The organism is Cupriavidus sp. KB_39, assembly GCF_052114485.1.
Taxonomy (GTDB): domain Bacteria; phylum Pseudomonadota; class Gammaproteobacteria; order Burkholderiales; family Burkholderiaceae; genus Cupriavidus.
In genome coordinates this window covers 122,731-131,719 of the sequence record NZ_JBFREV010000012.1, presented here as the reverse complement: position 1 = coordinate 131,719, position 8,989 = coordinate 122,731, and the positions used below count along the sequence as shown (strand labels likewise).

General features: G+C 65.4%; 10 protein-coding genes. 1 reads left to right on the top strand and 9 read right to left on the bottom strand.

Annotation, left to right across the window (positions count from 1 at the left end; genetic code table 11):
* The 6 genes from AB4Z27_RS12080 to cmk form a co-directional block, all read right to left on the bottom strand.
* On the bottom strand, positions 1-385 hold a 385-nt coding region (locus tag AB4Z27_RS12080; RefSeq protein WP_441644534.1), incomplete at its 3' end, for a 2-dehydropantoate 2-reductase N-terminal domain-containing protein.
* Positions 386-429: 44 nt separating this feature from the next.
* Positions 430-1,659, bottom strand: coding sequence for a lipopolysaccharide assembly protein LapB (gene lapB / locus AB4Z27_RS12075; protein WP_441591895.1), 1,230 nt, complete (start codon positions 1,657-1,659; stop codon positions 430-432).
* Positions 1,660-1,662: 3 nt separating this feature from the next.
* Positions 1,663-1,986, bottom strand: coding sequence for a lipopolysaccharide assembly protein LapA domain-containing protein (locus AB4Z27_RS12070; protein ID WP_092298428.1), 324 nt, complete (start codon positions 1,984-1,986; stop codon positions 1,663-1,665).
* A gap of 211 nt (positions 1,987-2,197) precedes the next feature.
* Positions 2,198-2,623, bottom strand: coding sequence for an integration host factor subunit beta (locus AB4Z27_RS12065; RefSeq protein ID WP_092298425.1), 426 nt, complete (start codon positions 2,621-2,623; stop codon positions 2,198-2,200).
* A 30-nt stretch (positions 2,624-2,653) separates the two neighbouring features.
* Entirely contained in the window at positions 2,654-4,441 is a 1,788-nt protein-coding gene (rpsA, locus tag AB4Z27_RS12060) for a 30S ribosomal protein S1 (RefSeq protein ID WP_255370926.1), read from the bottom strand.
* 40 nt (positions 4,442-4,481) lie between these two features.
* Positions 4,482-5,144: a (d)CMP kinase gene (cmk, locus tag AB4Z27_RS12055; RefSeq protein WP_092298419.1), complete on the bottom strand. Its 663-nt coding sequence runs from the start codon at positions 5,142-5,144 to the stop codon at positions 4,482-4,484.
* A 167-nt stretch (positions 5,145-5,311) separates the two neighbouring features.
* Here cmk and AB4Z27_RS12050 point away from each other — a divergent pair, with 167 nt between their 5' ends.
* Entirely contained in the window at positions 5,312-5,542 is a 231-nt protein-coding gene (locus AB4Z27_RS12050; protein WP_092298416.1) for a DUF2061 domain-containing protein, read from the top strand.
* 13 nt (positions 5,543-5,555) lie between these two features.
* Here AB4Z27_RS12050 and aroA read toward each other — a convergent pair whose 3' ends face one another.
* The 3 genes from aroA to hisC are packed head-to-tail and all read right to left on the bottom strand — an operon-like array spanning position 5,556 to position 8,981.
* The gene (gene aroA / locus AB4Z27_RS12045; RefSeq protein WP_441644533.1) at positions 5,556-6,869 is read right to left on the bottom strand and encodes a 3-phosphoshikimate 1-carboxyvinyltransferase; all 1,314 of its coding nucleotides are present in this window, start codon (positions 6,867-6,869) and stop codon (positions 5,556-5,558) included.
* A gap of 21 nt (positions 6,870-6,890) precedes the next feature.
* Positions 6,891-7,787, bottom strand: coding sequence for a prephenate dehydrogenase (locus tag AB4Z27_RS12040; protein ID WP_092298410.1), 897 nt, complete (start codon positions 7,785-7,787; stop codon positions 6,891-6,893).
* 48 nt (positions 7,788-7,835) lie between these two features.
* Complete coding sequence (gene hisC / locus AB4Z27_RS12035) at positions 7,836-8,981, bottom strand: histidinol-phosphate transaminase (protein ID WP_441644532.1); 1,146 nt, start codon at positions 8,979-8,981, stop codon at positions 7,836-7,838.
* Positions 8,982-8,989: the final 8 nt, after the last annotated feature.

Genomic DNA, 8,989 nt, shown 5'->3' with positions numbered 1-8,989 from the left:
GGTCGCCGGTGCCCACTGGGACCGTGGACTTGTCCACCACCACCTTGAGGCCGGTCATGTGGCGGCCGATATTGCGCGCGGCGGCCAGCACGTATTGCAGGTCCGCCGAGCCATCCTCGTCCGGCGGCGTGCCCACGGCGATGAACTGCACGTCGGCGTGCTCCACGCTGGCGGCCACATCGGTCGAGAAGGTCAGGCGGCCGGCGGCGCGGTTGCGCTCGATCAGTTCCTTGAGACCCGGCTCATAGATCGGCACGCCGCCCGCGTTGAGCATGGCGATCTTGCGTTCGTCCACATCGAGACAGAACACCGAATTGCCGAGTTCCGCCAGGCAGGCGCCGGTGACCAGGCCTACATAGCCGCTACCGATAATTGTGACTTTCATAGCAGAAGCTCCAGGACAGGGAGGGGCTCAACAAAAGACTGCGATCAGCCAAGCGCTTCGGAGCGGCGTGGGGCATAGGTTTCCCAGCGATTGCAGCCGGGGCACTGCCAGTAGAACAGCCGGGCGCGGAAGCCGCATTCGCGGCAGGTGTAGCGGGCGAGGTTGCGCGTGCGCACTTGCAGCAGGTCGCGGATGGCGACCACCTCTGACGTCTGGTCCTGCGCGACGGCTTCGCCGCCAGCCGTGGCCACGGCATCGCCTTCGGCAGCAGCGGTTTCCACGGCCTGCATCTCGGCGGCCTGCGCCTCGAAGTAGCGGGTCAGCGCCAGCAGCGTGGGTTGGCGGCGCAGTTGCTCGCGCATCAGCGCGGCGGCCGCCTCCGGGCCGTTCACGTCCAGTTCGGTGCGATAGGCGGTATCGAGCAGTTCCGGCGCGAGGTTCCCCTTGAGCAGCCCGCGCAGCCAGTCGATGGCCTGGCCCTGTTCGCCGAGCGTGCCGTAGGCCTTGACCACGCGGTCGGCCACCAGCGGCAGGTAGGCCGCATCCTGCGTCTCAATGCCGAGCCAGTGGCCCAGCGCGGCGCGGGCGTCGCCGCTAGCCATCGCTACGTCGCCAAGCAGGATCGGCGCGCGCACGTTGGCCGGGTTCTCCTCGCTCGCGCGGCGCAGCCACGCCACGGCGTCCTCGGGCCGCTTCTTCTGGAGCGCGTCCTGCGCCAGTTCGCAGCAGAATTGGGCGATCTGGATGCTGTAGTCTTTCTGCTCAAGCGTCTGCAGCTCGCGCGCGGCGTCGATGGCCTTCTGCCATTCCTTCTCGACTTCGTACAGTTCCAACAGCACACGCTTGGCCGACGCCGCGTACGGGCCCGACATCAGCCGGCGCAGCGACTCCTCGGCGCGGTCGAGCAGCCCGGCGCGCAGGAAGTCCTGGCCCAGTTCATAGAGCGCGTGCTCGCGCTCGGGCTCGGGCAGGTCCGGACGCGTGGCCAGGTTCTGATGAACGCGGATCGCGCGTTCGGTCTCGCCACGGCGGCGGAACAGCGCGCCCAGCGCGAAGTGGAGTTCGGTGGTTTCGGGGTCGAGCCGGGCCACTTCGACGAAGGCGTCGATGGCCTGGTCCGGTTGCTCGTTGAGCAGGAAATTGAGGCCCTTGAAATACGAGCGCGGCAGCGCGCCCTGCTCGCTGATCAACTGGCGCAGGTCGAACCGCGCCGCCACCCAGCCAAGGCCAAAGACAAGCGGCAGTACCAGCAGCCACCAGGTTTCAAACATCATGGGTCAGACTTTCGGGCCGACTACGTTATAGGGAACGCCGGGCTTGGCCTCGGGCGGCACGGTGTCCGCCGGCATCGGCACGCGCGCCTGGGCCAGCGCGCGGCGCAGCCGCGTGGCCTCCATCCGCTGACGCATCAGCGCCGGCGCCACCGCGGCCAGCGCCGCGACGATACCCAGCCCGAACGCGGCCAGCAGGATCAGGATCAGCGGCGCATGCCACACGGCGCCAAGGAACAGCTGCAGGGACGCATCCTCGGTGTTGCGCAATGCCAGGACGAACAGCAGGGCGAACAGGACGATGCGGAAAATCCAGGCGATGAGTTTCATGCGGTGACGGCCATCGGGACTCAGGACAACGAAAGCATGGACGCGCGTAATGTGCGCCATGGCTCCCGGCGACGGGTTCCCGGCATTGTAGCGGAATCACTTCAGGCAAACGGTAACGTTTGGTCGCGCCGCGCACCGTGGCGCCCCAAACAAAAAAGCGCTCCCGAGGGAGCGCTTTCCAACAGACTTCCAGATTGTCACCGCGTTCGCGTCAGGACCGAACCAGGTTGAGCTGGCCATCCTCGTGCAGCGTGCCGGCCGGAGCCGATACCTGCGCGCCGGACATGGCCTGCGCGGCGTGATCGCCATGCGAGCCATTGCCGTGATGCACGGTCTGGCCGTTATGCGACGGCCCCGGGCTACGGTCCACGCGTTCGCGCAACTCCTTGCCCGCCTTGAAGTGCGGCACCCGTTTTTCGGGCACCAGCACACGTTCGCCGGACTTGGGGTTGCGGCCCACGCGCGGAGGCCGCCGATTCAAACCAAAGCTGCCGAAGCCGCGAATCTCGATGCGATGGCCATCGGCCAGGGCTTCGGACATCGCGTCGAGAATCGTTTTCACCGAGATGTCCGCATCCCGCAGCAACAACTGCGGGAAACGGGCAGCCAGTTTTTCGACGAGCTCGGACTTGGTCATGGGCGGTCTCGCGGGCGCGGGCGCTGACGATTACTGGTTGTCCTGGCCGAGCTTGGCCTTCAGCAGTGCGCCGAGGTTGGTCGTGCCAGCCGTGCCGGTGTCAGCCTGGAACTTTTGCATGGCTTCCTGCTGTTCCACGTTGTCCTTGGCCTTGATCGACAGGTTGATGTTGCGCGACTTGCGGTCCACGTTCACCACCAGGGCCGTGATCTGCTCGCCTTCCTTCAGCACGTTGCGGGCATCTTCCACGCGGTCCGCGGAGATTTCCGAGGCGCGCAGGTAGCCTTCCACGTCGTCAGCCAGCTGCACCACGGCGCCCTTGGCATCAACGGCCTTGATCACGCCGTTGACCAGCGAACCCTTGTCGTTGGCCGAGATGAAGTTGTTGAACGGGTCGCCCGACAGCTGCTTGATACCCAGCGAGATGCGTTCCTTGTCGACGTCGATGCCCAGAACCACGGCTTCCACTTCGTCGCCCTTCTTGTACTTGCGCACGGCCTCTTCGCCGGTTTCTTGCCAGGACAGGTCGGACAGGTGCACCAGGCCGTCGATGCCACCGGGCAGGCCGATGAACACGCCGAAGTCGGTGATCGACTTGATCTGGCCCGTCAGCTTGTCGCCCTTCTTGTGGTTGCGGCTGAAATCGTCCCACGGATTGGCCTTGCACTGCTTCATGCCCAGGCTGATACGACGCTTGTCTTCGTCGATATCCAGAACCATGACTTCCACTTCGTCGCCCAGCTGGACAACCTTCGACGGGGCCACGTTCTTGTTGGTCCAGTCCATTTCGGACACGTGGACCAGGCCTTCGATGCCGGCTTCGATCTCGACGAACGCGCCGTAGTCGGTCAGGTTGGTCACCTTGCCGAACAGGCGGGTGCCTTGCGGGTAGCGACGCGAAATGCCCACCCACGGATCTTCGCCCAGTTGCTTCACGCCCAGCGAGACGCGGTTCTTTTCCTGGTCGAACTTGAGGATCTTGGCGGTGATTTCCTGGCCAACCGACAGCACTTCGCTCGGATGACGCACGCGACGCCATGCCAGGTCGGTGATGTGCAGCAGGCCGTCGATGCCACCCAGGTCCACGAACGCGCCGTAGTCGGTGATGTTCTTGACGATACCGTTGACGATGGCGCCTTCCTTCAGCGTCTCCATCARYTTCTGGCGCTCTTCGCCCAGCGTGGCTTCCACCACGGCACGGCGCGACAGCACAACGTTGTTACGCTTGCGGTCGAGCTTGATAACCTTGAATTCGAGGGTCTTGCCTTCGTACGGCGTGGTGTCCTTGATCGGACGCACGTCGACGAGCGAACCGGGCAGGAAGGCACGGATGCCATTGACCATCACGGTCAGGCCGCCCTTGACCTTGCCGGTCACGGTACCCGAGATGATTTCGCCGTCTTCCAGCGCCTTCTCGAGGTTCAGCCACGATGCCAGGCGCTTGGCCTTGTCGCGGGACAGAATCGTGTCGCCATAGCCGTTCTCGAGCGCATCGATGGCCACGGAGACATAGTCGCCGGCCTGCACTTCGAGTTCGCCCTGGTCGTTCAGGAACTCCTCCACCGGCACAAATGCCTCGGACTTGAGGCCGGCGTTGACGACCACGAAGTTGTGGTCGATGCGCACGACTTCAGCGGAGATCACTTCGCCAGCCTTCATATTGGAGCGGGCGACGGATTCCTCGAACAGTGCGGCAAAGGATTCGTTAGTTTGCAGGTCGGACATAAACGTGTGTGAGCAGTCCGCAGTACGCTGGCCGGCGCGACAATCGCGCTCAGTCTGCCATCGCAGCGGGGTTAGTTGATGAACGCCTTGCACCGGTCATCCGGGGCAAGGCTCCAGTTGGCGCCAGACCGGTTCAACGCCGTACGGCGGTGTACCACTCCAGCACCTGCGCCACGGCCTCATCTACCGACATGTCGGAGGTATCGAGCCGTTGCGCGTCTTCGGCGGGACGCAGCGGGGCGGCGGCACGGGAACGATCCCGCGCGTCGCGCGCCTCAAGGTCACGCAAAAGGTCTTCGATATTAGCAGAAATTCCCTTATCAATCAATTGTTTATAGCGCCTGCGGGCGCGTGCCTCGACACTTGCGGTCAGGAAGACCTTGAGGCGGGCCTCGGGAAAGATCACCGTGCCCATGTCGCGGCCGTCGGCCACGAGGCCGGGCAGCTTGCGGAAGCCGCGCTGGAGTGCCGTCAACGCATCACGCACGGGCTGGTGCACGGCGATGGCCGAGGCGCGGTTGCCGATGGCTTCGGCGCGGATGGCCTGGCTCACCTCCTCGCCGGACAGCCAGACCCGGTCCGGGCCGAACTTCACATCGAGGCGGGCCGCCATCTTTGCCAGAGTGGACACGTCCTGCAGGTCCACGTCCGCGCGGTCGCTCGCCAGCGCCACGAGCCGGTAGAGGGCACCGCTGTCGAGCAGGTGAAAGCCAAGGGCGTCGGCCACCTTGTGCGCCACGGTGCCCTTGCCGGACGCCGTGGGGCCATCAATGGTGATGACGTCGATCATAGTCATTGGTTATTAGCGCGCTAAAAACTATTGATTTTYTAAATCAATTAAGAATCATTATCATTGGTTCCATGGCTCGCACGGGCGGCCTCCCCGCCACCCGTCCCCACAGAACAGCCCGGGCGAGCCATCCCGAATCCCGAGCCAAATCCAAGAATGCGAGGCAATCTATCATGGCCAAGACCCTGACTTTCGGCATCATGCACCTGGGCATCGCCTTCAGCGTGACCTATGCGCTGACTGGCAATCTGGCCATCAGCGGTGCCATCACCTTCATCGAGCCGGCCGTGAATACCGTGGCCCACTACTTCTTCGATAAATACTGGGAACGGCGCGAACGCAGTGCGTCCGGCGCCGCCAGCGCGCACGCCGGACACGGGGTGCACGCCACGGCCACTATTTGACCGGAGTGACCGCTTACCGCGCCACCCCGGCAAACACCGAGAAGTACTCCGGGAATGTCTTGGCCACGCAGCCGGGATCGTTGATCCGTACCGGCAGCGGGCCGAAAGCCGCCAGCGAAAAGCACATCGCCATGCGGTGATCATCATAGGTGCCGATGCCGTCGGCTGGCGTGCGCCAGTCGGCCGCAGAGGGCGGCGGCGTCACACGCAGGTAGTCGGCGCCCTCTTCCACCGTAGCGCCGAGCTTGCGCAGTTCGGTGGCCATCGCCGCAATCCGGTCCGTTTCCTTGACCCGCCAGCTGGCGATATTGGTCAGCGTGGTGGTGCCTTCCGCGAACAGGGCGGCCACGGCCAGCGTCATCGCGGCATCGGGAATGTGGTTGCAGTCGAGTTCGATGCCGTTCAGCCGGCCGTCGTCGCGCTCGGTGCCGCGCACCTCGACCCAGTTGTCGCCGGCCATGACGTTGGCGCCCATCCGGTTCAGCGCATCGGCGAAGCGCACGTCGCCCTGGATGCTGGACAGGCCCACGCCTTCCACGCGCACCGGACCGCCGCCGATCGCGCCGGCTGCAAGAAAATACGATGCCGTGGAGGCGTCGCCTTCCACATAGATCTCGCCCGGCGAGCGGTACTGCGCGCCCGCCGGCAGGATGAAGCGCTCCCAGCCCTGCCGCTCCACGTCGATGCCGAAGCGCGCGAGCAGGTTCAGCGTGATCTCGATATACGGCTTCGAAATCAGCTCGCCGACCACCTCGATCTCGATGCGGCCGGACGGCGCGCTGGCCATCGGCAGCGTCATCAGCAGCGCGGTCAGGAACTGGCTCGATACGTCGCCGCGCACACGGATCGGCGCGTCGATGCGGATCTGCGCCGGATTGATCTGGAGCGGCGGGTAGCCTTCCGTGCCGAGGTAATCGACGGACGCCCCCACCTGCCGCAGGCCATCGACCAGATCGCCGATGGGCCGTTCGTGCATGCGCGGCACGCCGGAGAGCCGGTACGTGCCGCCCTGCAGGGCCAGCGCTGCGGTCAGCGGACGGATCGCCGTGCCGGCGTTGCCCATGAACAGATCGGCCGATTTATTCGGAAAGTTGCTACCTGCGCCGGTGACGATGCAGTCGCCACCATCGCGCTGCCAGGTCACACCGAGCACCTTGAGGGCGTCGAGCATGACGCGGGTGTCGTCGGAATCSAGCAGGTCGCGCACGCGCGTCTGGCCGGTGGCAAGCGCCGCCAGCAGCAGCACGCGGTTGGAGATGCTTTTCGAGCCGGGCAGCCGCACCGTGCCGGAAGCACGCGTCAGGGGGCCGAGGGTCAGATGTTCCATGATGTGGGCGGCTTCCGCGCTTCAGGGTTCGACGTTGGTGGCAGCCGCGCGCGCGGTGCCCCACTTCAGGCGGGCGCCGCTGGCCCGCGTGAACACGCGCTCCAGGCCCTCGCCATCGCCATCCTTGATCTGGGTCTTCAGGTGCGCGAGCACCTTCTCATAGGTGTCGATCTCGCGCAGCAACGCCTCCTTGTTGGCGATGCAGATGTCGCGCCACATCTCGGGCGAGGAGCCCGCGATGCGCGTGAAGTCGCGGAACCCACCGCCTGCGAAATCGAGTTTCAGCGCGGCATCCTCGGCATTGACCAATTGGGCGACCAGCGCGAAGGCCAGCAGGTGCGGCAGGTGGCTCACCGCCGCGAACACGGCGTCGTGCTGTACCGCGGACATCACATGACAATCGGCGCCGGTGCATTCCCACATCGCGCGCACGGCGGCCACGTCAGTCCGCGCGTTCTCCTGCAACGGGCACAGCACCACCTTCTTGCCGAGGTAGAGGTCGTTCAGCGCCGCCTCCACGCCGCTCAGCTCGCGGCCAGCAATCGGGTGGGCGGGGACGAACTGGGCAGCCTTGTCGCCGAGGGCGGTCTTGGCGGCCATGATCACGTCGGACTTGGTGCTGCCCGCGTCGGTCACGATCGTGCCCGGCTGCAGGTGCGGCTCCAGCGCGTGCAACAGCGCGAAGGTCTGGGCGACCGGCGCGCACAGCACGATCAGGCTGGCGCCACGCGCGGCGTCTTCGAGCGAGGCAATCTCGTCGATCACGCCCAGCGTCTTGGCCTTTTCGAGCGAGGCCGCCGAACGGCCCACGCCCACCACGGTGCCCACCACGCCTGCGCGCTTCAGCGACAGCGCCAGCGAGCCGCCAATCAGGCCCACGCCGACAATCACAACCCGGGAAAAATGCAGAGCGCTCACGGTATCAGGCCACCTGCGTGGCAGAAAACTTAAAATCGGACATCTTCATCACTGCAAGGCCTGCTCGAGCGCGGCGATAAACGCGGCGTTCTCCTCGGGCAGGCCGATCGTCACGCGCAGCCACTGCGGCAGGCCGTAGTTGGCCACCGGCCGCACGATCACACCCTGCTTCAGCAGCGCCAGATTCACCCGCGCGCCGGCACCATCGTCGGTGCCCACACGGACCATGACGAAATTGCCGGAGGACTTCACGTGCTCTAGGCCAAGCCGGTCGAACGCCGCCACCAGCTGGGCCTTGCCTTCGCGGTTCAGCGTGGCGCTGCGGCCAAGRAAATCGGCATCGCCCAGCGCCGCCACGGCGGCAGCCTGGGCCAGGCTGTTCACGTTGAACGGCTGGCGCACGCGGTTCAGCAGGTCGGTCAGCGGCGGCTGGGCAACGCCGTAGCCCACGCGCAGCCCGGCCAGGCCATAGGCCTTCGAGAACGTGCGCGAAACCATCAGGTTCGGATACTTGCGCACCCACGCCACGGACTCGTACTGCTGGTCCGCATCGAGATATTCGTTATAGGCCTCGTCCAGCACGACCACCACATTGGATGGCACTTTCGCCAGAAACGCCTCGATCTCGRCCGCCGGAATGAACGTGCCGGTCGGGTTGTTCGGATTGGCGATGAAGACCAGGCGCGTGTCGGGCGCAATCGCCGCAGCCATCGCGCCGAGGTCGTGGCCGTAGTCGCGCGCCTTCACCTCGATAGCGCGCGCGCCCACTTCCTGCGAGGCGAGCGCATAGACGGCAAACGAGTATTCGGCATAGACGATCGACTCGCCTGGCCGCACCAGCGCGTGGGCGGCCAGTTCCAGGATGTCATTGCTGCCGTTGCCGAGGGTCAGCCATTCGGCCGGGACATCGTATTTCGCCGAAAGCTTCGCCTTCAGCTCGAAACCGTTGCTGTCCGGATAGCGACCCAGTTCGTCCATCGCCACCGCAATTGCGGACTTGGCGGAGGCCGGCATGCCGAGCGGGTTCTCGTTCGAGGCCAGCTTGACGATGCGCGCCTCATCCAGCCCGAACTCGCGCGCCACCTCGGCAATTGGCTTGCCGGCGATGTATGGCGAGATCTTTCTCACATAGGACGGCCCGAAATAGTGGGCGGCATTCTGCGCGTCGTCGGCGGCGCTACCTGGTTCTGCCATGTTCGCTC

Bases quoted from the DNA above. Each gene is read 5' to 3' on its own strand.
- lapB (WP_441591895.1), bottom strand. From the start codon at position 1,659: ATGATGTTTGAAACCTGGTGGCTGCTGGTACTGCCGCTTGTCTTTGGC.
- AB4Z27_RS12070 (WP_092298428.1), bottom strand. From the start codon at position 1,986: ATGAAACTCATCGCCTGGATTTTCCGCATCGTCCTGTTCGCCCTGCTG.
- AB4Z27_RS12065 (WP_092298425.1), bottom strand. From the start codon at position 2,623: ATGACCAAGTCCGAGCTCGTCGAAAAACTGGCTGCCCGTTTCCCGCAG.
- cmk (WP_092298419.1), bottom strand. From the start codon at position 5,144: ATGACTATGATCGACGTCATCACCATTGATGGCCCCACGGCGTCCGGC.
- AB4Z27_RS12050 (WP_092298416.1), top strand. From the start codon at position 5,312: ATGGCCAAGACCCTGACTTTCGGCATCATGCACCTGGGCATCGCCTTC.